Annotated in this window: 17 protein-coding genes; 6 read left to right on the top strand and 11 right to left on the bottom strand. The window is 56.3% G+C overall.

Annotated elements, in window-relative coordinates; all coding sequences use genetic code 11:
- Positions 1-437 precede the first annotated feature (437 nt).
- The 4 genes from ACX80A_RS12545 (at position 438) to ACX80A_RS12530 (ending at position 8,009) form a co-directional block, all read left to right on the top strand.
- Positions 438-1,601 carry an ISAs1 family transposase gene (locus tag ACX80A_RS12545; RefSeq protein ID WP_459260075.1) on the top strand — a complete coding sequence of 388 codons (1,164 nt, stop codon included), beginning with the start codon at positions 438-440 and terminating at the stop codon, positions 1,599-1,601.
- A gap of 583 nt (positions 1,602-2,184) precedes the next feature.
- On the top strand, positions 2,185-3,453 hold the full coding sequence (locus tag ACX80A_RS12540) for a glycosyltransferase family 25 protein (RefSeq protein ID WP_459260074.1): 1,269 nt from the start codon (positions 2,185-2,187) through the stop codon (positions 3,451-3,453).
- 22 nt (positions 3,454-3,475) lie between these two features.
- Positions 3,476-4,840: a hypothetical protein gene (locus ACX80A_RS12535; RefSeq protein WP_459260073.1), complete on the top strand. Its 1,365-nt coding sequence runs from the start codon at positions 3,476-3,478 to the stop codon at positions 4,838-4,840.
- Positions 4,841-5,330: 490 nt separating this feature from the next.
- Positions 5,331-8,009, top strand: a complete 2,679-nt coding sequence (locus tag ACX80A_RS12530) for a heparinase II/III domain-containing protein (RefSeq protein WP_459260072.1) — start codon at positions 5,331-5,333, stop codon at positions 8,007-8,009.
- Positions 8,010-8,030: 21 nt separating this feature from the next.
- Here the strand turns inward: ACX80A_RS12530 and ACX80A_RS12525 are convergent, their stop codons facing one another.
- From ACX80A_RS12525 to ACX80A_RS12475, 11 genes are all read right to left on the bottom strand, one after another.
- Positions 8,031-9,359 carry a hypothetical protein gene (locus tag ACX80A_RS12525; protein WP_459260071.1) on the bottom strand — a complete coding sequence of 443 codons (1,329 nt, stop codon included), beginning with the start codon at positions 9,357-9,359 and terminating at the stop codon, positions 8,031-8,033.
- Between the two features lie 40 nt (positions 9,360-9,399).
- Entirely contained in the window at positions 9,400-10,260 is an 861-nt protein-coding gene (locus ACX80A_RS12520; protein WP_459260070.1) for a hypothetical protein, read from the bottom strand.
- A 34-nt stretch (positions 10,261-10,294) separates the two neighbouring features.
- Positions 10,295-14,764 carry a glycosyltransferase gene (locus ACX80A_RS12515; protein WP_459260069.1) on the bottom strand — a complete coding sequence of 1,490 codons (4,470 nt, stop codon included), beginning with the start codon at positions 14,762-14,764 and terminating at the stop codon, positions 10,295-10,297.
- Between the two features lie 42 nt (positions 14,765-14,806).
- A complete protein-coding gene (wecC, locus tag ACX80A_RS12510) occupies positions 14,807-16,057 on the bottom strand; it encodes a UDP-N-acetyl-D-mannosamine dehydrogenase (protein ID WP_459260068.1) in 1,251 nt (416 codons plus the stop codon).
- Between the two features lie 9 nt (positions 16,058-16,066).
- Positions 16,067-17,866, bottom strand: coding sequence for a glycosyltransferase family protein (locus ACX80A_RS12505; protein ID WP_459260067.1), 1,800 nt, complete (start codon positions 17,864-17,866; stop codon positions 16,067-16,069).
- A 113-nt stretch (positions 17,867-17,979) separates the two neighbouring features.
- Positions 17,980-18,858 carry an ABC transporter ATP-binding protein gene (locus ACX80A_RS12500; RefSeq protein WP_459260065.1) on the bottom strand — a complete coding sequence of 293 codons (879 nt, stop codon included), beginning with the start codon at positions 18,856-18,858 and terminating at the stop codon, positions 17,980-17,982.
- Positions 18,851-19,642, bottom strand: a complete 792-nt coding sequence (locus ACX80A_RS12495) for an ABC transporter permease (protein ID WP_459260064.1) — start codon at positions 19,640-19,642, stop codon at positions 18,851-18,853. The genes ACX80A_RS12500 and ACX80A_RS12495 overlap by 8 nt, the downstream gene beginning before the upstream one ends.
- A gap of 92 nt (positions 19,643-19,734) precedes the next feature.
- Positions 19,735-21,345 (bottom strand): glycosyltransferase family 4 protein, encoded by a 1,611-nt coding sequence (locus ACX80A_RS12490; protein ID WP_459260063.1) that lies wholly within the window; start codon positions 21,343-21,345, stop codon positions 19,735-19,737.
- Positions 21,346-21,479: 134 nt separating this feature from the next.
- Entirely contained in the window at positions 21,480-22,667 is a 1,188-nt protein-coding gene (locus tag ACX80A_RS12485) for a glycosyltransferase family 4 protein (protein ID WP_459260062.1), read from the bottom strand.
- Between the two features lie 100 nt (positions 22,668-22,767).
- Positions 22,768-23,565 carry a hypothetical protein gene (locus ACX80A_RS12480; protein ID WP_459260061.1) on the bottom strand — a complete coding sequence of 266 codons (798 nt, stop codon included), beginning with the start codon at positions 23,563-23,565 and terminating at the stop codon, positions 22,768-22,770.
- An 11-nt stretch (positions 23,566-23,576) separates the two neighbouring features.
- Complete coding sequence (locus tag ACX80A_RS12475) at positions 23,577-24,614, bottom strand: LCP family protein (RefSeq protein ID WP_459260060.1); 1,038 nt, start codon at positions 24,612-24,614, stop codon at positions 23,577-23,579.
- 103 nt (positions 24,615-24,717) lie between these two features.
- On the opposite strand from ACX80A_RS12475, the gene ACX80A_RS12470 reads away from it, so the two are divergent.
- Positions 24,718-25,194, top strand: a complete 477-nt coding sequence (locus tag ACX80A_RS12470) for a DUF3515 family protein (protein WP_459260059.1) — start codon at positions 24,718-24,720, stop codon at positions 25,192-25,194.
- Entirely contained in the window at positions 25,194-26,150 is a 957-nt protein-coding gene (locus ACX80A_RS12465; protein WP_459260058.1) for an aldose 1-epimerase family protein, read from the top strand. Before ACX80A_RS12470 ends, ACX80A_RS12465 begins: the two co-directional genes overlap by 1 nt.
- Positions 26,151-26,168: the final 18 nt, after the last annotated feature.

The following is a 26,168-nucleotide window of genomic DNA, read 5'->3' as shown; positions in this document are numbered from 1 at the left end:
CGCACCCGGGAAATTGTGGAGATAGACATTGGTTCTGATCCTGATTCTCGCCCTACGAATTAGACGGACTTGCTATGAGCCACTGGCCTCAACTCACCCTGACACGTAGGGATGCCAAGAGAGAAAACTTTCTCCTTTCCTAAAATTCCACAAAACGCGCTTCGGGTGGCCGCTGCCGCCCCGACGCGTCGAGAAAGCGGCTTCACCGGCAAAGCGAACGGAGCAGGACCAGTGGTCGCACCGTTCGGATAGATCCATAATCCGTCGACACCGCATCATCAAGGATGCGGTGTTTCTTCGCCAGGGCTATTTCAAAGTCGGCGGCCCCTGACTCCCTGAAGATCAGCTGGTCCACCGCCCGGCGTGGCGGCTTTTAATCACGAAGAACTCCTGTTAATCCGGTGTTTACGACAACGCTGGACGACAGGAGTTCTTCGATGCAATCCTCCCTCACAACCACCGCCGAACGCCATTGCGCCGCACTAACGGTGGCGAAAAACACTCCACCGATCACCACCGAAGAGCTCCCATCCCTGCGCCGGGCACTGGATTCCCTGGCCGACTACCGACACAAACGCGGTGTCCGCTACCCCTTCGTGGATCTGCTGCTGATCATGGTCTGTGCCATGTTCTCGGGCAATACATCCCTGACCAGCATCGCCGAATGGGCGGCCCACGCCTCCGGGCACTGCCCGCTCTTCGCCACCGCCAAGACCCCGTCCCTGAGCACGCTCCACCGCCTGGCAGTCCACGTGGATCCCGCGGCACTGGACAAGATCCTGCACACCTGGGTCCGCACCCGCCGACCCGCGGGCACCCCGCTGGTGCTGGCCGTGGACGGCAAGGAGGCCCGCGGAGCCAAGAACGGCGGCCAACCCCGCGTCTTCCTCATGGCCGCGATGGAACACGCCTCCGGGCTGGTGGTGGGCCAGGAGTCCATCAGGGAGAAAACCAACGAAATCCCGCACCTCAAGCCGCTGCTGGAACAGGTCGGAGACCTGGACGGGGCGGTCGTCACCGCCGATGCCTTGCATACCCAGCGGGCCCATGCCGAGCTCCTACACGAACGCGGCGCTCACTACGTGCTCACCGTGAAGGGCAACCAAAAAGCGCTGCTGAACCGCATCAAATCACAGACCTGGTCCACCCGCGAGGCCGGGTACTCCGAGTGGGAGAAAGCCCACGGACGCACCACACACTGGAGTGCCACCGCTCAGCCGGCCCAGGACTGGATCGATCTCCCGCACGCAGCCCAAACCGTGATGCTCACCCGAGATAAAACCAACCACCAAACCGGAGAGCGGACGGCCGAACGTGTATACCTGGTCACGTCCCTACGCCCCGAGGAAGCCGGAGCAGCCGAGTTGGCAGCCTACATCCGCGGACACTGGGGCATCGAAAACAGACTGCACTGGGTCAGGGATTCCAGCATGGGCGAGGACAGGTCCCAGATCCGCACCGGCAACGCTCCACATGTGATGGCCAGCCTGCGCAACCTGGTCCTGGCCCTGCATCGCCTGGCCGGAAACCAGGGCATCGCCAAGGCAATGCGGAACGCCGGACGCGACCCGCAAATCGCCCGGAACCTCACCGGACTTTGAAATAGCCCTGGTTTCTTCGCAACGCTTCGTTTAACCAATTACATTGACCCCCATTGGTCTGGGTTGGGTCGCTGTTACATGCGGGTAGCTTGACTAGTGTCGAGCTGTGCGCCAGGGACCCAATCAAACTTGCTATCGCTGAAATGCACCGTCAAACCTGTTCGGTAACATCCGTCGTCGTGACTGTCCGATCGCATAGGAAGTCTTGTCTGAGACCCGGCTAACTAATGTCCTTAGTCAAGGGGCATCTAAGCGGCCCGGTTGCTACCGAGTCAACGGAAACCTCGATCTTTCCCTCCGACACAACTCAGCGCGACGATACCATTTGCCCTCTCCAACCAGCCGTACTTCACCTACGACGCGCCTTGTGTCCCCCCGCATCGGGCACCCCGTGATGTACTAATACCCAGGTTACGTAGACTGCTACGGCGGCCCTCTAAAATTGGGCTACGAGGACCGCCTGCCGCTGAACAAGCGCGATTGCCCAACCACCGAACCCCCGGAAAACGACAAACATAACCAGCCGAGCCCATGATTGTGGAGGTCGCGGCGAATCATTGGTACATTAGATCAGAGGAACAGAATGTCAGATTTTGAATCTTCCGCTTCACTGATTAACCAATTTTCACCCGTATCGGTGAAGTCTGCTCATGCCAACAGATCAGGCTTCCTCGCCTATGTAGACCAGCTAATTCTCCTAGAAGGGACGCCTTCGGCGATTGCCAGCCTCCAAAGATATGTTGAGGATGGATTGATGCCGGCCCTAGCGGCATTTGCTATACGGAATATTTCACGCCATACCAATGACTACTCTCTGGGTGTCGAATTGGCGACAGCATTAAGGGAAGCGCACCCCAACGATTCTTACGTGGCAAATTCCCTTCTAGAAAACATTTTAGCAACAGGACAGCTAACCGATTTTTCCAAAGCTCTTCGGCTTATTGAAGCAAACAAGTCAATGACAATAAAAGACGAACCAGCATTTCGCCTAGCTGCTACTGCGGCGATAGGCGGAGAGTGGGAAGCCTGCCGCACATTCCTTGGCCGTACGACAGAGGGAAACCCTGCTACCACCAGACGCAGGGATCTTCTCGCTGCCAGAATCACAAGCGCAGAAATGTTTCAGCCTCGGGAGCCGCACGTGTCGACCGCAATCATAAATCTACGGGAAGATAGCCGCAAGTATGACTTGGCAATCGCGTTGTACGAGAAGATGGGCCTGTCGCTAGATCGCGTGGAAGCCACTCGAGGTACAGACATCAGCAAGTTTGTGCGTAGCAGCGTCGTTTCGAAGTCCGGACAACTGCTCGGTCCAGGCGCTGTGGGGTGTGCTCTCAGCCACATTGCCGCTTGGGAACGAATAGCGAATAGCACCGAACAGCATGGTCTCATCCTAGAAGACGACGGGTTGCCCTACAGTTGGCAAAATATTGACGGGATAATTCAAGACGCAGGGACCTTCGATATCCTGTACGTTAACGAACGAATGTCCAGTGCTGCGAGGACTGAGTATGAGAGGGGGGTCAGTCTATTATGGGACACTCTTCAGTCACGCCCGGAAAAAATGCACGGTTGGGGCGCTGACGGTTACATTGTGAGCAGAGAAGCCGCTCAGAAATTGCTCGAAATGATCAGTGGGGACAAGATTGTGGGACATATAGACGGCCAGATAGGATCTTACGGTATAGATGCGGCTTCGAAGGCAATCAGTAGGGCCCAAAGAGTTGGCTTGAATTGCCGCAAAAATATGCAACCTCATAAGCCTCTGCGAATTAAATGTCTGCGTTTTCCGCTCGTCGCGTCCTACGATTTTGGCTACTCGTCAATCGTATCGTCCGGAGGCCATCAATGAGAGTTTCTATCCAGACTCGTCGATGCAGAAGGAGATCCTCACATTGTCAGAGGAGAAAATCTACGTACTAAAACAGTATGTATATGAAGAAATACAGTTGGAAACAGGTGGAATGCAAGGTAGTTTGCATTTCGCCGTTGAATTAGATTCGCCTCTGGAAGCGATCGACCGTTCAGTTCTGGTCAGATTCGAGTTAGGGCACCCGTTACAATCGCTCGCCGGCACTGGTCTTATGCAGTCATCAAATCCCCGTGCGGGATACTTTTGCTACCTTGAAACCAAGTTAGGAAGTCACACGGCGCAGTTATCCATTACCTTGCCAAGCGACACAACTTGCCTGAAGGTAGTCTTAGTTCCCTGGTCGCCTTCCGCTGTGAATGTCTTCGCAAGAAAAGCCGTTCTGAAGCAGTCGGACGTGCACGTGCCTATGCCTGAAAAGCCATTGCCATTCAAATCATTTCGAAACTTAGGCCGCTTTGACTGCGCCATCTTCGAGTATCCAACGATAGAAGGGTTCTTCTTATCAAAATCTCTTGAGCCCGGTCTGCACGTTATTAGATCGAATGATCTGCCTCTAGAAATCATGTATAAACCCCAAGGGGCAGCGGTTACGTCAGTGGTTTTCAATGCAGCGCTAAATTCCAGTACACAAGAAATTCCGCGGTTCATGGCCAGCCCATTGTTTGCCGAACTGGAAGTCAATGGGATATTCGTGTTCGACGCCAGCCTACACCTCGACGACTCTCTTATGTTGGCGTGGTACGCGGGGTCCGCCCTCTTTCCATTGCAAAAGGAGCTCCCGGCGATCCTACAGAAGTTCGTCGCAGACGCCGGCGGAGTCCGGACTCTCCTATTCGGCGCATCGGGCGGTGGCTTCGCCGCGGCATACTACGCGCAATTCTTCAAGGCTTCCGTTGCTATAATTGCCAACCCACAAATTATAGTAGCAAATTATATACCAAGAATTGTAGATTCGTTTGCTAAAATCTGCTGGAACGCACAGAATACTCAGAATATTTTGGAAGCTCTCAACACAAAAATGGTGTCAGATCTTCGGGAGCTTCCAATGGCTGACAAATTGTTTACGATAGTTTACCTTCAAAACATATCGGATGATCACGTTGATAAGCATTTAGTTCCCTTCTGTGAGGCCTTCCCCGGCAATAGCGCTATTCATCTAATTATGGATAATTGGGGGTCCGGGCATGTATCCCCGCCTCGAAAGCTCGTGTCGGCAATTCTATCCACAATCATAAAAAATCCTTCCAATTGGGAACATATGCTTCAAGAATTCGATTCTATTAATGGTCCGACGAGTCATTCTGTACGTGCGAGAATTGCCTCAGTCGAGAGTGGTCTTGAGTGCCCTGAAAAAAAGGAAAACTGAGTCCTGTGCACGTTTCCAAGGCGACCGCGTTTGCGCGACAGCTGAATCGCAGGCGCCGAGCTAAGGCGAATGGTGCAAAATCTTGGATCTTCGGATTTGCCTCTGGCGGATCGCATGTCAGGTTGCTGTAAAGCGGTCCTGAGTCTCTCCGTTTTTAACGGTAGCGAGACCAGAACTGAACTCCTGGCGTCCAGCGGTCGTAGCAATATTGTTGTTGAGTAGTGTGATGTCCCAGCTCATCTCGACCCCGATCTAACGGTCCGAGTGTCCTGCCCGGATCCCCACACCGAAGTCCGCCCAATCAGCGAACATCAGCACCCTGCGCCCACCAGCAGCTCCCTCACCCGACTACGTTTCTGCTGCAAGGCTATGACACCAAGAGGTTCACTTCGTTGCTATCGGTGTCCTGATTTAGAAAAGACGGCAGAACAATTAGACTTGTAATCAGGCCCAGCACCCCCGTTGGACCGTCTATCAATCTTGGGGATCGATGTTTACGACACAACAAGAGGCTGCACTCCGTGCGATTGTCGGCTCTCAACTCCCCTCAGTATCGGGACATGCCGCGCGGGAGCGCGCTACGGCCTATCTCTCATCGCAGATCATCTCGTCGAATGTTTTCCCAGACATTCCTTTCCGGGATGGCAAAGTTTGGAGCGCGCGCGGCGCACGCAGCCAGCAACGATATCTACACGGCTTCTTATTTTTTGTGGATTGGTACGACACAGTCCTCGCCGACGAGTCCACCGCGTTGGAGGCAGGCAGCGCAGCCTTGAGAATTGTCAACACCTGGGAAAATCTCCATAGCGATCGCTCAACTGCCCCCGCAATGGCTTACCACGATGAAACCACAGCACAGCGGCTCATAAACCTAGTTTCGCTTGAACAGGTGTTCTTGAGTTCGTCTGCGAACGAGGCAGGAGTTGCCTTACAACCGCTAATGAGCGCAACTGCTGATTTGCTGGCCAGCGACGGGTTTCACGCCGAAGGCAATAACCATGGAATGTTCCAGGACTTGGCTATCCTTTACTGGAGCATTATGTCTGCCAATCAGCAGGACCTCAGACGAGCGGACTACTTCGAGAAATCGATGGTCCGGTTACGCGCCTATTTTGGTCTTTGTTTCACATCTGAAGGGGTACACGTAGAAAACACGCCCACCTACCATTTAATGGTTTCGCGACATGTAGCCACGATCCAGAAGATAGCGGCGATCTCCGGACATTCGGATGCCACCTACTACTCCGATCTCGTCAGGAGAGCCGAGCACTACGCCACCCATGCACTGATGCCGAACGGGACCTACCCTCCCATCAGCGACACAAAGCAGACCGACATTGGACGCAGCCCAATGCGAAAGGTTTTCACTAACGCCGCGTTTGCGTTCGCTAGCACACAAGGAAAATCAGGTAGTGCTCCGACCGAAAGAGCAGTCATTTTTCCCCGCTCCGGATACGCCATATACCGCAGCGCATGGGGCGATCCACTAGCGACGTTCGCCTTTTTCTCCGCAGCGTACAACGCGGACTATCATAAGCACTCCGACGACCTAAGCTTTTTCCTTCGTAGTTCAGGCATCGACCTTCTGAGTGAATCTGGTCCCTATAGCTACGACTATAAGGAACCTTTTTCCAAATATGCTTACTCGCAGTTCGCTCATAATAGCCTAATCGTTGATGGAACCAGTCTCCCTCGTACTGATAACAGGGCCGATAAGGTAACTCTTCAGACGGTTGACGAGCGACCGGGCGAATTCACCGTTATTGGCACCAATGCACGCTACGATGATGTAACCCACCAAAGAACGGTAGATGTCACCGAGAAAAACGGCGTTCCGAAATTTGATCTTTCTGATCACGTCTTCAGTGACACAGAACATAATTACCAGCTTCTCTGGAACTTGGGTACCGACGTATCAGTAACGGTGCACGGACAGGGTTTTGAACTCTTCCATGATGGCAAGAAACGAATGGATCTCACATTCACGGCTAATGTCGCGACCTTCATATCGATTCAAGAAGGCGTGAGTAGGCCGAAACCTCTAGGATGGCGGTTCCCGAAATTTGAAGAAGCAGTGCCCTCGAAAGTGGTCGTAATCAGTTTTGCTGCAAAAAATGCCGTAATAGACACAAAAATTCGACTCGCCGATTTCAGCTACACAGATCGGGGGCTTAGCAAACCCAACTCTGAATGGTCTCATCGCGGTGGGGACATACCACTGAATTATTTATTTGTTCCCGGAAAGTCGGCTGCTGGACGCAAACGTCTAGGGGTGATATTCACTGCGATTCATCACCCTGGGGATTTCACCTATAATTACAAAGCGACCTTGGATGAGGTCGACATCAATGCGCTTTACATTTTGGATGACTTCGGAGATCAGGGAGCCTACTACCATTCCGACCACCGTTCTCCCAAAATATTCGAAGCGGTCCAAGCATTAATCAGAAAATTCATCCTTGACCTTGAAATTGATCATGCAGATGTTGTGACCATCGGGTCGTCCAAAGGCGGAACCGCAGCGCTAATCCACGGCTTCGCGCTCCCCGCAGGTCGGGTCATCGCGGGGGCCCCTCAAACGCGCATTGGGACCTTTGTCGCGGGACCGCACCCGAATATCCTACAATTCATGGCTGGGGGCGTGTCGGAAGACGATATCGAACATTTGGACGGGATTGTGGGCAAGTACGCCGCGCAAGCCAACGATGCGACGCGCGTTTCAATCCTGGTGGGCAGCAACGACCACCATCTGCCTCGACACGTTCAGCCCCTTGTGGAGGCAATGTCCGCCAATAAGCGGACTCCCCCACAAGTTACTGTGCTCGCTGACCTGTCACATTCCGATATTGGATCGGTGTTCAGGTTCTATCTCCAGGCGAACCTGGAGCACTGGGTCTCGAGATCGCCGGAAGAAGCACTGCCGTATATTCTGACCCAGGACAATGAAGCCGGAAGCATTCGGATAAAGGTCTATTCGCCAGACGGTGTTCAGCTTTCCTATCGGTTATTCAAAGGATCAGAGATCGTCCGCCGCCGCAGTTATTCCGACCGCCAGGTCGTGGTTTTCAATGATCTTCCCTCGGGAACCTACCGGGTGAGAGTCTTTAGGATGGATGGGGACTCCGGACAAACGACGGCGTTTACAACGCGTTGGATCAGTATCATCTGAGCACGTCAGCTCCGCGCCCGGTTAGTGACCCCCCACTCGTCCAATCGTGGAATCGCCGAAGTCCATGCTCCCTACCAAAGGGAAATCTAAGCACTTAATTGTGAGGGTTGGCGCGTATCGGCTCGTCTGGCGCACTGAAAGTCCAATAGTCTGGGCTAGATTCAAAGGGGCTGCCTGCTGCGGTATACCGTAGGACGCAATTTGTCCGTCAATGTGCCCCAGCACTTTGTCGACAGATACCGCGTCGAGCAGGCGTTCTGCTCCTCGCCTGCTCAACAGATAGCCGTCAGCTCCCCACCCGTGGACCGAATCCGGCCGAGTACCCAGAGCATCCCAAAGCTCTGTGGTTCCGGTGGACACCAGTCCAGCCTTGAGTCCCGACATTCGTTCGTTGACATAAAGAACATCGAAGCATCCGGCGCCCGCGATAAGGTGAGATAGATCCTGCCATATGAATGGCAACCCATCATCCTCCAGGAACAGGCTGTGGCTGTGCCCTGCCGCCAGGAACTCCTTCCACATCGCAATGTGTCCCAAAGCGCACCCGAGAGCACCGGCGCCGATCCGCAGCCCCCGATGGGCTGCAATTTTCGACACACTGGAAGGATCGATGGAACGGCCGTCGACCGCCTCCTGTCGATCCGGATTAAGGCCGAACTTGTTATAGAGCCCCTGCAGCAAGCTGAGCTTTCGGCTGTCTTCCTTCATATTCAGCACGAATACTGGGAGATCTGCCGTCTGGCCACTGTGTGACAGAGAGATCTCTGCCCGCTTCCTGATAATTCTGCAGGCAAGTTCGTCAGGATCAGAAATTATCGACTCCGTGAATCGAATCACGTCCTGCCACGCTCCGCACATCGCCGCCAGTTCGCCGAGCTTCAGGCCAGTCGCGGACCGCGGGATTCTCATGTGCCCGTCCGGATGGTTGACTTTTCCCAGCTGTTCCATAGCCTGGGGCACGCGGTCAGCGGATATAAGTGTCTCGACGAGAAATCCAAATATCCCCGGGTCACTAGGCCAGCGATCGTGCGCGGCAACGAGGAAATCTGCTGCCTGCCCATACTCGCCGGCCCTCCGAGCAGCCGTCATGCCGGCGGTGGCATACAATTCCGGGATCAGTCCAGTCTCGCGGAGCTGTTCCAGGCGCGCTAGTGCATCGGGGAGCCCCTGCGACACCCTGACATAATCGATATAATTTCTAAAGTCAACCCGTGCACCCTTTGTCACGGTCGATCCGCGCACGGCAAACCGTTTGGCAAGTCCCCTGGCATGTAGGTCAAAAGCCTGCTGAGTAGACCTATCCATCTGCCACTGGTACATCAAATTCCGACCGAACGCCTTCGAATCCATCGCCATCATGCGAATATCAATGAAGTGTCACGCTGCGCCCTCATTTGCCGCCAACATCATTCAGCGGTTTATCGGGCCGCTCGTTCTTCTCCAGCACCCGCCCCGCAGGCAATAGTGCAGAGACATCTCCACCCGAATGCATCGATTTGATGATTTCCAACTCCACCGTTCTGCTTAACACTCCATGACCGCTCTCCTCGTCGCTATAGACAAGGAATTCGACCCTCCGCCGATGTGGCGCGCTATAGTATTCGTTTCTATAGGGGATGAAGTGATGCTGGAGATGAAAATCATCGAAGAGATTTTGGGCATAGGTGAGAGAAAAGTCGCCCTCCCAGTCGATGCACGTGAGGTTAGATGCAAACTTTTCGGATACCTCGGCTTCTTCCATCCCCGGGTAAGCCACTTCGATCATTTTGTCGAAGGTATTTTTATAATATGATCGGACATCGACTTGGATGTTGGAGCAGTAGATCTTGACGCCGGCCGTTCGTGTCCCGATTCGTATGGCAGGTATACCACCGCCCGATGATGCGTAAATAACCATTTTGGTGGCGTCAATTTTCATTTGCGAGACCATTTTTTCTACCAAAATCGCAAGCCATTCCGCGTAATGGTGCGACCGGTTCCCCACATACCAACCGAGGCTAATATCGCGATTCATAAAAAGCATCGGGTCAAACATCGATACAACATTTTGATCCATTGATTCAGCATATGAAGATCTCTGAAAAGCTGGTACCGGCTTCGAGCGATCGAACCGGCCTGGCGTGAAAAAAGTCCACTCCTCGGCACCGGTCAGGTTCCACCAAAAAGGAAAGAGTACATTTCTATAGGAAATGTAGAATGCGCCTTTGCGACTGTATCTTGCGGCATCTCTGAAAGTGAAGAAGACTTTCACTCATCCCCCTCGACGTCCACGACTTGAGCGTGCTTCATAGCTTTCGCTCTTCCAGAATGGTTTCCAACAGGGCCTCCAAGACCAGCGATTGATTGAAATTATCCTGGGTATATCGCATAGCCTGATCCAGGACATCGACCCGTGCTGGGTTGCCAGATGTCATCGATGCGATATATTCGGTCAGAGTTTCCACCGATGGAAAGATCCAGGATGCCGGATAAATCTGGTCTGCTCCAGACCAGGCCAAGGTCACTGGAAGAGCCCCTGATGCTGCTCCGTCGGCAAGGGTCAGATGGAAGGATTCGAAATCGCTGACCGATAAGACCGTTCCGATCTTGCTGTACCACTCAGTCATGTCATCGCCCTGAGCGTCAAAGGTCACTGCACCCGATAACAGAGGGTCGTTTTCAATTCGCTCATATTGGTCCAGGTAGTAGGCAAGTTCGTCAGGGCGGTCGGCCATCCAGGGGAAGTCCTCGGGACGTCTGCCTTTGATGAACAGGCGATACCGCTTGTCGGCAGCTCTCAGACCCCTCAGGATATCGAGCGCTAGGTCTAGCCGTTTTCGCTGTGGAACGATGCCCACGAGTCCGAGATTCCATTCGGCGCCCTGCTGCTTGTCGCGGTTGAGGCCTTCAGTGTCAACATAGTTGGGAATCACGACCGACTTGGAACCCGGAATCTTGAAATCCCGCTCGGCGATCTTCGCAATATGCCGACCGACGAAGATGAATTTGTCCACGCTCTCGACGTTCAATTGTCGAAGGTATGAAGTGTTCAACTCCTGAAGGTGCAATCGGCATACCAATCGTTGATCAGATCGCTTGTTCTTGGCGAACCACACCGCGTTGCCCAGGGTCCATTCACAAAATATGACATCTGCGTCTTTCAGCTTGGAGCGGCTGTCTTCTTCGTCATGCTGAGAGTGTCCCAGCCACTGATCGATGTCGACCGTGTGTCCAGCAGCTTCTAAATGTGCAATCAGGCCCGTGGCGAACTTCAGATCATGTCCAGCGACAAGAATCCTTTTCGCAGTATGGTCAGAGCGCAACCGACTCCCCTGCGCATATTCCTGGACTTTTCGGTTAAGGACTATTGATGTTCCAGTGCCACTGGGTACAAGAGTCTGAAGATCTCCCTCGCCTGCCGATGCGTTGGCCACAACACGGGCCAGTCCCTCGCCGGGCTTGTTAATGTTAATCCGATCTACTCGAGCCGAATCCCACGCCAGATATTTCCTCGAGGTCAGCAGGTCTTCGTAGTATGTGCGGTCAACCGGCCGGGAGCCATGGTTTCCGATAAGGGTGATTCCAGCGGCCAAAAGACTCTGTGGATCACTCGAATCCACTGTCTGAACCTCGATCCCGTCGATCGCTCCAGTCGATACTGACTCAGAACCGGTCAACAGTAATGCCGGGCGGACACTTTGGGCCTTGAGTGCCGCGACGATATCCGGAGTGATTTTTTCTACCCGGAGCGCATATTTCTCAAGCGTCGGCGTTCGCACTCTGAAACCTGCCGTTCTGAGGGCGTACGTCAGTCGGTGGGCCGCTGTATGGGTTCGGAAGACGGTTCGCATGACCAACCATGCGTCGTCATTCCTGGCATCCTCATTCTCCATCCAGTACGTTATCAGTTCCCGGGCACTTGGCTCGTCGGAGACCAAGGGGATGATACTTCCGAAGACCCGATCAATCCCTTTACCCGGCCCACTGATTATCGCTCCGCCGCATGCGGCGACTTCAAATACCCGCCGTGAAAACATCGTGCCCGATTGTTCTACTGAATTAACGTTTACATGAATCGGATGCGCTTTGTACGCTTGCACCATATCTGCATAGGGCAATCCACCGATCACGTGGGACGCCAGTTCGGGTGGAAATTTATAAGGGCTATCTTCGTTCAGATGTTGGCGGTCATAAATGGTAAGTCCGCTCGGGAGAGCTGCAGCCAACAAACTATGAAGCTGGTCGGACCGTTCTTTATATCTCGCACCATAGTAGGAGCCAGCGTAGGTAACCGTATGTGAATATTCCCTGGTACTGGGAAGAGGGTTATGAAGGGCGGGCTGAGCATAAAAAGGAAGCGAGGCTACCGTTTTAAGGAATTCGCCCGCGGATTCAAGATAGCGACGGATCGATACGTCGTCACTTGTGAATACATGTTCAAAGTGGGTGGCCGTCTGCCGAAACCGATTGAAGTGGATGGGGTCTTCTTTATTCCAGAAAATGGTCGGGATCGAGTTGGTGCGGCAGTACTCAAGTAACAGGCGAAGGTCCGCGAATGATTCGTCGTCGTAATAGCCCACCTTCCCCTGCCACGCTCCACCATTTCCTTCCCAGGCTGACTCAACAAAAACAGCGTTCAGCCGGGATTCGGCAATCTGCTGCTCCCACCTATCGGGGAGCAGTTCGACAACGGGGATGTCGGGACGCAAACCTGCGGTGGTAAACTCATCAGCTATAATCCCGATCGTCAGCTCCGACAAATCGGGACCCAGCGTGGAAGTTGGCGATTGTTCCGAGGCGGCCAGGATCTGGTGTGCTACCTCGCCTACGCTTCGCCAGGTCCTATCCGCTACGGTCCATCGGCGGGCTCGACGACCCATTTCACGTCGGAGATCCTTGTTGCTGGCTAGTTTTCCCAGAACGACGGCGAGTTGGGTTGCGTCACCCGCTGGGAACAGACTTGCTCGTTCCCCGTCACCGCCCGCCAAATCCCTCAATGGGGCCAAATCCGAAAGAACAACGGCCTTGGCTGCCGCCATCCCCTCCAAAGGCTTGATCGGGGAGACCATTTCCGTGACGGGAAGGGGTAGCCTCGGGCAGGGCATAATGTCGAACACGCTGAGGAAATCTGGAATTTCTTGGGCCGGAACCCTGCCCGTAAAAACTGTAACGTCGGATAGTCCGAGCGCGGTGGCCCGAGATTTTAGCGCTGGCAGCGCGGCACCGTCACCGACTATTACGAGGCGGAAATCAATAGCCTCTGACTTCATTAGACGACATGCTTCGAGCAAGGTGGTCAGACCTTCATAATCCACCAAGCTGCCCGCATATCCGATCACAGGGACGTCCCCGTGAATCCCGAGCCGCTGTCTGGTCGGCCCGTGGGGGGCAATGTCGCAAAAGTCGTCAGTGTCGACGGCATTCGGAAGAATTGAAATCTTGTCGGGTTGAACCCCCCGTCGAGCGAGCTCGTTCCGCACCTGACCGGTAATCGCAAACACCACGTCGGCTTCTACCGCAACAAATGTTTCCATTTTTTTTGAGAAGTCGAAGCGGTCTGATTGATCCCAGTTCGCCTTCGTCGAGGACTCAGTGATCTCCCACAGTCCCCGAACCTCATAGCTGAAGGGAAGTCCGAGCCGTCGCGCGGCAATCAGCGCGGGTAAAGCAGTCACGTAATTTGATGCCGCATGGATCCGCTCGACACGATTGCGCATGGCTACCTGCACGTAGCTGTCCGCTGCCTGCTGAATATAGTAGTCAAGGGGTCCTTGGGTCCAGGTTGGACCCTGACTGAAAAAGTGGTCGATTCCGTCAATGGATTCGCTGTAGCTCGAGGTAGACCTCGGTGCGACGTCAGTCTTGATGTCCCAGGGATATCCGGGCCGGGCAGCGATAACGATACTGGACCCGGCTTGGGTCAAACCTTTGATCAGGCCAGCGGTGCGAGTCGAATAACCGTTCGAATTGTAAGGTGAAACGCTATGCGCGCAGTAAAGAATCCTTCCCCGCTCAGTCTGGTAGCCCGGCGTATCCTGCCTAGGCGGTAGCACAGTCGGATGCTTTATAAGCCTGTCCAGTCCCGACACCGCATCAATCAGTTGCCGTTCTTTCGGACTGAGCTCAGTGAGAATGTCCGAATACATTTCAATCAGCTCGGCAGGTTCAATGACGCTGCCGCCAGCGAAATAGAGATGGGCGAGCAAGTTGTAGACATTTGATTTGGACGGCTGGTCCAGCACCTTGTTGCGAAGCTCCTCAGCACGGTCTGAAGGCGACCCCGATGCCGGAATTGGCGCTGCTCGTGTGTGAACTGTCGGTGCTGGGGGCACAACGACAGGTCGCGTGAGTGCGGGGACTGACGTGGGCGAGGCCCCAGCAGATATGGGTGCCTTGGCGGTACTGCCGGCAAGCTTCAGCTGCCCCGGATTCGCTATTTTCTGAAACGGGCGTACCCAGAGACGAGCTATTGCATGCGCTGGCGTAACGATTGCCGATCCGATTTTTAGACGCTTCGACTGCCGCAGCGCAGCGAGATTGGATCTTAGCTTCGTATTTTCTTCGCGTAGGGCTTTCGCGTCACGTTGCAGCTTCGTGTTGCCCAGTTGGACAGCTCTCAGTTCTTTCTCCAACGATCGGATAGAACTGGCATCACGGCGTCTTCGTAACAACATCGTTTCATGCTCAGTAATGAATCGATCGATATTGGCCAGATACCCCGACCGTCTAGCTAATGCGCCTATCGGTTGCGAGCGCACTTCATCTTCAAACTGCATAATCCTCCTCCAATCGGGCCTGATCGCCGATGCGCAGGGCTGTCACCGCCAAATACCTCTGGTATCGACTACGGATTTGCCCTTCAACGCCAACCGATCCATTTCCCTGAACTGGTCATGGTCTACGAGGAGTAGAACTACATCCGCTTCGCTGATGGCTTGCTCGGTCTCCGCGAGCTGAACGTTGGCGAGGTGCGACAGCGTTTTAGGAAGCTCCACCACGTGTGGCTCCGCCACGAGTATGGTGTGCGTCGGGAGATCGGCACTAAGCTGCTTCACAATTCCTACTGATGGCGACTCGCGTAGGTCGTCGATGTTGGCTTTGAACGCCAGACCCAAGGCTGCTACCTTCGCGTTACCTTTGGAATCCTTCAACGCTAGCTTCACCTGATCGATAACCCAGGCAGGTTTCGCATCGTTGGTTTCGCGGGCCTGCCGGATCAGGTTGGACTCGTTGGGTGCCGCTGAAACAATGAACCAGGGGTCGACGGCGATGCAATGCCCACCCACTCCCGGGCCGGGCTGGAGGATGTCAACACGGGGGTGATGGTTAGCCAACTCGATTAGTTCCCAGACATCGACGCCGACCTTTTCACTAATGACCGACAGCTCGTTGGCGAAGGCGATATTGACGTCGCGGTAGGCGTTCTCCACGAGCTTTGCCATTTCGGCGGTCGCGGCATCGGTGAGGTGGATGTCGCCCTGACAAAACACATGATAAAGCTGCCGAGCGAGTTCAGTTGACTCATCGGTAATCCCGCCGACTATGCGGTCGTTGGTCACCAACTCGATCATCACCCGGCCGGGAAGCACGCGTTCCGGGCAGTGAGCGACATGCAGGATCGGCTTTCCGTCCGACCCGTCGAGACTTAGATCCGGTCGAAGCCCAACAAGATAGTCGGCCAGGTGCTGGGTGGTTCCCGGCGGCGAAGTGGACTCAAGGATGATGAGCTCTCCACCCTGCAACTGCGGCGCAAGACCTCGTGCCGCAGCTTCGATATAGCTAAGGTCAGCCGTCTTATCGGCGTTGAAGGGAGTTGGAACGGCGAGAATGAAGGCGTCAGCGGGCGGCGTGACAGTTGTCGCCGTCAAAGATCCGACACTCACTGCACCTGCCACGTGTATATTCAGGTCCGGTTCAACAAATGGCACCTCTCCGCGGTTGATAGCATCAACGTTCTCTTGCTTAATGTCCACGCCAACAACTTCAAGTCCATTAGTAGCGAGAATTGCTGCGGTAGGTAGGCCGATGTAGCCGAGCCCGATGACCGCGATTTTTTTTATGTTGTTCATTTGGTCCCCTTAGATGGATACATGGCGGTCAGGTTTTCCGAAGAAAACGACATTTGTTGTGGCGAGTATGTCCTGATCGGAAACCTGCCAAGTGTGGCCAGTCCCGTTGCGTTGTTGGTAGTAGTTGAACTTGTCAGCCGAATACACAGCGCCGGACGCCGCTGTTACCGCTCCAAGGAAGGCCGTATCTTCCCCCCTGGTTCGCTGCTCGAAGGGGAAACTTCGGAACACGTCGCCCGCAGCCATGAGAGTAGGACCCATCACCATATTGGTGAAGCGGTGTTCCTTGTGGGCGAACCGCAGCACGGTGGCGTCCTGGGTCTGCAAATACATGTAGTGCGCCTGTTTGCCAACCACCTGAGCCCCTGAGTAGTTCAGTGCATGTAATTGATCCAGTAAATAATACGGACCGTAGAAATCATCGTCGTCCATTTTGGTCAGAATGTCTCCGGTTGCCGCAGCAACGCAGTCGTTAAGACACTGTCCAAGGCTTTGACTGGCTGGCGCAGCCAGAATTGTAAGCGCTTCAAGTTGATATTTGCGACTTAGTTCGTCGAGCTCTGCAGCGTCCACGCGAAAACCGTGCGTCAGTAACACAAGCTCTGGACGTACCCCTAACTGGGATGTGACGGTGCGGAATACATGATCCAGCTGATGCGGACGGATAGTTGAAACCAGTACCGACAGCGATGGCAAGGCAACCCGCTGGACCCTGGTAGGCACTGCAGCAGCCAGAACTTCCTCTGCCCGATGGGAGTAAGTATGCTCGTTCCAAATTCTGCGCTGCGCTCGATGGACCTGGCGGTCTCCCAGCGGCTGCTGTCGCACCAGCGCTGATAACACGCTACGGGCCTGCTCGGGGGTATCAACAATTGACACCTCCCCGTGTGGAAAGAAACCCTCGATTGCTGCACTTCGAGTAGATACTACCGGCGTACCGGATGCTGCGATCTCAAAGATCCGCCGGGCGCACATGCTCGGAGAATCGACTACAGAATTGACGTTCAAAAACACTTTGTAGGCCTTGTATGCCGTCAGCATCTGGGTATAGTGCAGGGATCCAACTACACGTTGCCGCAGATGCTCTGGAAACTGGTATTGCGCGGCTCCCCCCAGCTGGCGGGAGAAAATTTCCAACCCGGTGTTCATGGACGTGGAAACTTCCGCCGCCGCCCCCAATAGCAGGTCCATTTGATCCCTGCGCTCGGGAAACTTATGGGCAAAATACATACCTGCAAAGGCTAGATCGCGTGTATGCCACCCTTTACGGGGTCGGACGGGATTGTGGAGGGTGGGGTGTGCCGCAAAGGGCAAGGTCGAAACGCGATTGTGACCCAGATCCTCTATGTAGCTTGCCACCTTGTTCGAATCACTGGTGAACACATGATCAAAAAGCCTCGCGGCTGAAAGGAAGTCCTTGTAATGCGGTGGGTCTTCCTTGTTCCAGAACACCGTCGGGGTGCCATGTTCTCGAAACCCGTTGACTAGCTCTCTAAATGACTCCGAGGGCCCTGTAGAACCGGAGAGCTGATATTTCCAGGCGTCGGAGCTACCATGCCAAGCAGACTCGACAAATAGCAGGTCGATTTGTTCCTCCGCGATCACCCGCCGCCAGTTCGTCGGAGTGAGGGCAATGGTCTCCCATTCATAGGCGAATGCCAACGCCGAAAACTCATCCAGAATGACTGCAGCGCGGATGTCCCGCCGTCGGGGGCTGGCACCTGTCGGAGGCTGTGCGGCGGCGAACATCAATCGCCGCGACTTCCGACGCCCGGTCCAGGCTCCTTCGGCTCCCTGCGCATTGTCCACGGTGACAACTCCCCGTGAGGCGTTTTCCCGGTGACGCCAGACCTTTACCGCTGTTGGACCTCCATGCCGTAGATGCCACAACACGGTTCTGATTCGTTGAATGTCTGGCACAGTCATTCAGTACTTCTCCGCCCAGTTTCGCGAGCAATGAGCTCCGGAACCACAAGGGCATTCATCATACGCCGCTTCGTTTTCAAAGCTGAGACCCGGTCACCACCGGTCAGATGCTTGATAAAGGTGCGGTACCACTTGAGCACCTCCCCAGGGTCACCATCCATAACCAACTCGCCCTCTTCAAGCCAAATTACCCGACTGCACATCTCCCGGATGGTGCCTTCGCTATGGCTGACCAGAAAGACACAGCCGGCTTTACCGCGGAGTTCGTTCATCCGTTGTTTAGTCCGGCCCTTGAACTGATCGTCTCCGGTGTTTAATGCCTCATCTATCAGTAGTATCTCGGGGTCTACAGCAGTCGCAATTGCGAATTGTAGTCGCGACCCCATGCCCGAGGAATAGGTTCGCATAGGTAAATGGATGGAGTTCTCAAGCCCTGAAAGTTCCAGGATGCTCTGATACTTGCTGGCGATTTCTTGCTTCGACATTCCCATGGCTAAGCAACCCAGCATGATGTTCTGCTCCCCTGAGATATCCTGTACCAGCGCAGCACTGACGCCCAGAAGGGTCGGACGCGCCGACGCATAAATTGCCCCCGAAGTCGGGGGGACTCTGCCATTGATTAACCTCATCAATGTGCTCTTCCCCGACCCATTACGGCCGATAATCCCTACAGATTCCCCTCGGCCTACAACCAGAGAAATTTCCTTCAGCGCCTGAACATCGACTGTAGGTTTCCTGCCTATCGTTCGCCGAACAGATCCAGATAGTCCGGACAGGCCAACAGCCGTTTTTTCGGTGGTAGGCACCCGGTAGATCATGCTGACGTTATCGACTACGACCGTTGGGGTTTCGTAGACAAACTCAAGTTCACTCATCCCGGCCGTAAGTCTCTTCTGCGAGCCAGAAGTAGGTCATGCCGACTGCCAGCGCACCTAGAGCCCAGGCAGCGAGGATCGCCCAGGACTCCCAAGACGGAACCTCACTATAAAGAACCGACTGCCGAACGATAGTAAGAACCTGGTACAGCGGGTTCATTTCTATAGCGGATCGAACCGCCGGATAGGGGTCGAATAGTGTTATCGAAAACATGACGCACGAGGCATACATCCAAATTCGCATCGCGAAACTGACGAAGGTTGCGACATCGTTCACCTTCGAAACAATCCGTCCCAGGAATAGCCCAACTCCGAGATTAAATATAGTTTGTAAAAGCAATGCAGGTATGACTAAAATCCACAGCCAGGAAATCTCTTCAGCGGGATCTATTAGCAGTATAAGCACCAGCATGGTGATCACAACAGGAATACTTGCTAAAAGTTCACGTAAATTGATTGAGATTAGAAGCGCGGCGCGAGGGAAGTTGAAGGCTTGGACCACTTTGAGGTTACTTTGGATCGCCCGCGCACCCGTAGAAATGGCCCGGCTACTCATCTGGAAAAGGAAGACCCCAATAATCAGATAACCAATGAAGTTTTCCACGCCACGACTGGCCTGCAACAACACCCCGAAAATAAGGTAAAAAGTTAACCCATTTAAGACCGGGTTCAGGACGAGCCAGAGACTACCCAAACGATCTTTGCTGTTGCCCGTCTGGACGCTCGCCTTGGCATCGAAAAAGATGAAGTGCCGGTAATCCCAAAGGGCAACCAAATAGTCCAAAAAGGGAGGTTTTGCCCCTACCCGAGTTAGAGACCGAATGTCTACCGAGGTCGGCACCGAGCCAGTCCGACCCTCTTCGCTGGGTCCGCCGATCACGCCGGCCGCCTGAGGTCAGAGTACGCATCTAGCAAGGCAGTTGAGTTCCCGGCCCAGGTGCGCTTCGACAGCACCACTGTGCGGGCACCCCCGCTGAGCACCGCAGCCACTGCGGTGAGGCGACCGCCGTCACCGATCAGACTTGCAATCCCTGCGGCAAGGGACAACACATCGCCAGGTGGCACCAGCACTCCGGTTTCAGCTGAAACGATTTCCCGGAGTGCGGGCAGATCGCTAGCCACAACTGCCCGCGCGCAGGCCATTGCTTCGACTGGCTTCAATGGTGTCACCGAGCGAGTGACTTCAAGGTCCTTCCGCGGCACAACGAAAATATCAATGGCCATATGATGTAGCCGAGCCTTTTCCCGAGGCACCCGGCCCGTGAAGGTGATCAAACCGGATACGCCCAACTCCAGAGCCAACGCTTTGAGCGAAGGCAAAGCAGCCCCATCTCCGACAATCAGGCACCGCAGTCCGGGACGTTCCGGCGCTAGTTTGGCAAAGGCGCGTAGCAGGTCATCGAGTCCCTCGTAATCAACAATGCTGCTTACTGTGCCGACAAAGACGCCGTCAACCGGGAGACCCAGGAGCTCTCGTGCACGGCCGGAGTCCATAGGTTCCTCGAGGTACTCGTCCCCGACCGCGTTGGGGCACAACAAAATGCTGTCTCCATCTATCCCTTTGCTTGAGATATCTTGCTTCATAGCCTCGCCCAACGTCACCACCAGGCCGGCACTTTGCATAACCTGGGCTTCACTTTCACTGAAGAGCTTATAGCGTTCACTCTGCTTTGCCGCATCAGTTCGACTTGACGCCCAGGTGTCAGCCAACTGACCGCGCACCTCATACACCCAAGGGATGCCCAAGACCCTCGCAACTTCGCGAACGACTACACCATTAACGAAGTGCGTAGTGGTGTGTAACACGGCCGGCCGAACCTGTAACGCCAGCGCAAGGAGTAGGTCGGCCTGCTGCTGCAGCCGGGTATCAAAGCCTTTGGCTAGCTTTGCCGGAAGCAGCCGGTGATAGGACACCCCATCGATGGTGTCGATGTCAGCCGCAAAGAGCTTTCCGACCTGCACCGGGTAACCCACCCGGGTGGCAGCATGGACGGTCCACCCGGCGTCGTGCTGTGCTTTCAGGATTGAATGCGACCGCTGTGCGTAGCCGCTACCGGTATGCGGCAGTGAGTTGGTCAGGACATGAAGCACCGTGCGGTCCTGGGGCACATACCCGTTCACCTCGTTGAGAGTTGGCGTCCAGCCCGCAAAGACCCGCCGTTCTGATTCAAGCCGTTCTGCTGCGCCATGGTGCCCGGCTGACTGGAGTGCCGCAATGGCGCCGCTCATATCCCCGTCGTACCATCGCTTCCGGGCAACGGTTCTGCTCACATCCGAGGTTCCGGTCAACTGTGCTTGGTGGAGAAACTCCTCAGCCAGCGACGGATGCCCAGCGATGAGGGCAACATCTGCCAGCAAAGCTGCCTGCGAAGCAGAACCACCGCCATCAAGGGCTACCTGCAGTACCGCTTGAGCGCGCAACTGGTCCCCGCGCAGGTGCGCCGCCACAGACTGAACCGCCGGCCTGCCATTCACGCGAGCCGCCACCCCCGCTCCTCGATACACCAGTCCGCCGGGCAGCCTCCGCGACACCTGCAGCAAAAGCAGGAATGGGTCATCTCCCAGATGACGGAAAGCCGTCACACTTAACAACCGCGCATTGCGCAGCACCGAGGCTAGCCTCACCGGTGCGGACCTCCCGCGACCTCAGCCAAAAGATCGATATAAGCTTGCGCCAAGGCCTCGACGTCAGCGTTGTTCTCTACCCACGCCCGCCCGGCACCGTTCACCTGCAGCAAGGATCGGTCGGCCAGCAGCGACCGCCAAAGCTCTGCGACTTCCTCGGGAGAGGAAGCAACGACGTGACCTGACTCGGCATCCTCGAGAATCTTCCGAGCCTCACCCAACACAATTCCCGTGACGTGCCGGCCCAAAGACAGAACCTCGTAGGTCTTGGAAGGAATGGTGGTCTCGAAGGACTTCCAGTCATCGCGGAGCGAGACGATGCAGCTATCCGTGCGGTCATAGAAATCCATCACCGCGGGCCCATGCACCGGTTGATGGAACTCCACCGGCGCCTGCAGCTCGTGAGCCAATCGCACCAACCCGGGCCTCTGCACACCGTTGCCCACCATCGTCAGCCGCATCTGGTGACCCACCAACGCTGCCGCCCTGATAGGAACATCCAGGCGCTGGCTCTCCCCGTGGTTCCCCAGGTAGAGCACCTCGAGACGGTCAGATTCCAGCGGTGGCGGCGGGAGCTTGTCCAAACCGCGCAGGTCGACGCCGTTGGTCACCGTAGCCACGTTCCGCAGCCCCCGGTCACGCAGCGTCCGGGCAAAGCCGTGGGTCACCGTCACCACAAGGTCGGCCCGATCCTGGATGGCCATGATGATCCGCTCGACAACGCCCTTCGCACTGCCCCGCACCAGCCGCGCATCCCGCGCGATATCAGGCCACGCATCACGCATATCCACCACCAACGGACGCTTCAGCATCCGGGCCACCACAAACCCTGCGCCAAGAATAGGAAGACTGGGCACCGTGACGACGACGACGTCGGGCCGCTTCGACATGAAGGCTGCAGGAATGCTGCACGCGGCCGAGAGAAGGTGGTTACTCAGCCGGCCCAGCCGCGTATTGCGGTGCCATAGGAAGGGAACTCTCCGGATCCGTTCGCCGTATTCGCCCCGGGCGCAAAGAAAAGGTACTCCGGCTACGCTGCGGGGCAGCGTCCGACGACCGTGCGGCGCATGCGCTACGGGCGTGACGACGTCGACGTCCCAGCCAGCGGCGCGGAACGATCGAACGAACTGTGTCCACCTTCTCTGCGGCGGGCTGTGCTCCGGGGCATAAGAATGCGTCAGCAATAAAATACGCAACGTACACCCCAACGTGTCTAGGCTGCTTCGTATCAAGCGTGATCAATGTCAATTGTAGACCTCAGGCAACCAAGGGCCCGGATTGCAGCTACTTCTTGAGCTTTGGACTCGCAGAACTGGCGCCGCGGAGCTTCGCGTAATACAGCACTCCCAGACCGACGAGCGCCAGGATGACCAAGACCCGGGTGATGGGGCTGGAACCAATCGAGTTTTCCCCGGACGTGGTGCTTGCTTCGCTCAGCGCTGCGGCCGATGGGGTGGATGACGGCGTCGACGACGGGGTGGGGGTCGCGGTACGACGTTCGGTTGCCGTCGGCTCTGGAGAGGCTGTCTCTTCCGGCTCAGTCTCTTCCGGTTCGGGTGTCGCCTCCGGCTCCTCAGTCGCTTCCGGTTCTTCAGTCTCGGACTGCTCGCTCAGATCGATGACTGTGCCGGTGGCCGCAATCCATCGGAAGTCCGTGTAAACGAAAGTGGTCGGGTCAATGAGATTGCCGGTGCCGGGCTCGATCAGGAAACCTGTGGGCGGGTGAATGGGATAGCCGGTGACCGGGTCGATGGTGAATCCGGTTGCAGGATCAACAGCCGGGGCAGGATCCTCCGGCGGAGCTGGCTCAGGCGCGGGCTCCTGCGGAGCAGGTTCGGGCTGCGGCTGCGGCTGCGGCGCCGGTACAGGCTCCGGTACAGGCTCCGGTTCGGGTGCAGGCCGCGGTGCAGGCGTTGTGGGCGCAGGCTGCTGGGTAGTGGGTGCCGGAGCCGGTGAGGGCGCAATCGGCGCCACGGGCAACGGCGGCTCGATAAGGTCGGCGTGAGCCACGCCCACACCAGCTCCCACACAAAGCGAGGCCGCGGCTAGACCGGCGAAGGCACGGCGCATCAATAATCCCATGGGCCCTAATTCTACTGTGCCGCGGTCTGGACATAGTCGCCCAAGGTATCGGTGTCCAGGGCTTCGGCAATTTCCGCGATTGCGGCGTCGTCCTTCAGAATGATGGACTGCCCATCGGCGGACGTGCCGATCCCCAGGTTTGGCAACGTGAAGAACTGCACATCATTACCGCGAATACTCCTCAACGACAGCGCCAGACCGCCGGCCGTCGCAGCGTCCAGCCCCTCGTCGACGCTCAAATATGGGGACACCTGATCCACAATCTCGTAAATCTTGAACGGATTGGTGAGCGTCTCAGCGGCGAGAAGCTTGCCCATCGCACCCTTGATGAACTGCTGCTGATTCTTCACCCGCTGAAAGTCGCCGTCGGTAAAGGCATAGCGCTCGCGAACAAACTTGAGCGCCGATTCGCCCTGCAGATTGATCTCGCCCTGCTCGAAGAACTCGCCATCCGCGCCGCGCGATTGAAAGGCGATCTCGTTATTAACGCTGACGCCGCCCAACGCCTCAGTAAGACCGGTGAAGCTCTCGAAATCGATGATAGAGACGTGATCAATCGGCGCATCAAACATGCCTTCAAGGGTCTGCACCAACAGTGGCACTCCCCCAAAGGCTGTGGCCGCATTGATCTTGTGCTCTCCATACCCGGGAATATCCGTCCAGGTGTCCCTCATGATCGACATGACGTACACGCCTTCACGGTTGGCTGGGAGATGCATCAACATCATGGTGTCGGAGCGTCCCTCGTTGGGCACGCCCGGGAGATTCTCCGTCTCTCCGCTACCACCATTTTCGTCGCTGCCGAGCAGAAGAATGGTCTGAGCTCCCTCGGCTGCTGCGGTTCGAGTAGGACGATCCGAGCCCTGCGGAAATACTTCTTCGATGGTTGTGACCTGCGAGTTGTAGGCATTAGCCAGACTGAATAAGTATCCACCCACAGCCAGCGCAACCACCAGCACCATGGCGAGCACAGCGAACAGGACAACCCGCAGCGGGCGGCGCCTCTTGCGAGCGCTCTGCTGGAAGGGTTCTTCGAGATTAGGTGACACGACGGATTCTCCCTGACGTAAGATAGCTCCTCATCCTAACCATCGACCGTGGGAGGCAGCTGAGAGGCGCAACGGGTTGAGCGCTGGCTACTAAACTGGAACCATGCGTGCCTTCCGTCTCTTAGCCCCGCTCGCCGTCGTCGTCCTCGGATTGACGGCCTGCTCGCCGATCGTTGGGGTGGAGGCCGCTGCCGACGCCGCCAACCCCGAATGCGCGTCGGTGATGGTATCCCTTCCGGAGCTCGTCGCGGAGAATGAACTGCGCGAGACCAACAGCCAGGCCACCGCCGCGTGGGGGGATCCTTCGCAGGTGGTACTGCGCTGCGGGGTAGCAATCCCGGGGCCCACCACCGAGTCCTGCGCGTCAGTCAACGGCGTCGACTGGATCATTCAGGAAGAGGCCGAGGTGTGGCGCGCCACCACCTATGGCCGCGACCCGGCAGTGGAAGTGCTGTTTGATCCGAACGTCGTGGCGTCGAGCACCATTCTGGTTGATCTGGGCGTGGCTGTGTCGGTGGTGGCGCAAGACTCCGAGTGCCTCAGCGTCAACGATGAACTGGAACTACCCGAAGGTTCATGATGGATCATGCCGAGTCCACTCCCCTGTCCGGACGCCAACTCAGCCTGCGGCACGGCGGGTACACCGCCGTCGTCGTCAGCGTTGGAGCGTCGCTGCGCGAGCTGAGCTTCAGCGGCCGCGAGCTGATCCGCTCCTACGGCGCCGACGAGATCCGCCCCAGCTACCGCGGCGCGATCCTGGTCCCATGGCCCAACCGGGTGGTCAACGGCAGCTACCCGTTCGGCGGTGCCGACCACCAGCTCGGCCTCTCCGAGCCTGAGCGCGGCCACGCCCTCCATGGGCTCCTCGCCTGGGAAGACTGGGAGACGGTCGAGCAGAGTGACTCGTCGGCTCGTCTTCGGGCGACCGTGGTCCCGCAGGAGGGGTACCCGTTCCGGCTTACGGTCGAGGTAACGTACACGCTCGACGACGGTGGTCTCACCACCTCGGTCACCGCTCTAAACACCGGCCCGGATGCTGCACCCTACGGCGTGGCACCTCACCCGTATCTGCTCGCTGGTGACGGCCTCGTGGATGAATGGACCCTGACCCTGCCCGCCTCCACCGTGCTCGAGGTAACGCCTGATCGGCTGATTCCCACATCCAGCACGGCTGTCTCGGGTGACTTCGATTTCCGTACACCGCGGCAGATCCGTTCTACTTTCCTCGATCACGCATTCACTAATATCCAGTACGACGACGACCTGGCCACCGTGAGCGTGACCGGGGCGGACGGGCGCGGGGCGGCAGTCTCGTTTGGCCGGGATCTACCTTGGGTGCAAGTCCACACCGGTGACCTGCCGATGGATCCTGCGGGTAGCAGGCGGGGACTCGCCGTCGAGCCCATGGCCTGTCCGCCGGACGCCTTCAATTCCGGAACCAACCTTGTGGTGCTGCAGCCCGGCGCTGAGCACACTGCCTCGTGGCGGATTCACGCGGTACCGGACGCCGCGTCGCAACAACAATCACGCGGTTGATCACCCCACGAGCTAGCA

The organism is Arthrobacter sp. TMN-50, from assembly GCF_054511125.1.
The sequence above is the reverse complement of the archived record's forward strand: the minus strand, read 5'-3'. Positions and strand labels throughout refer to the sequence as shown.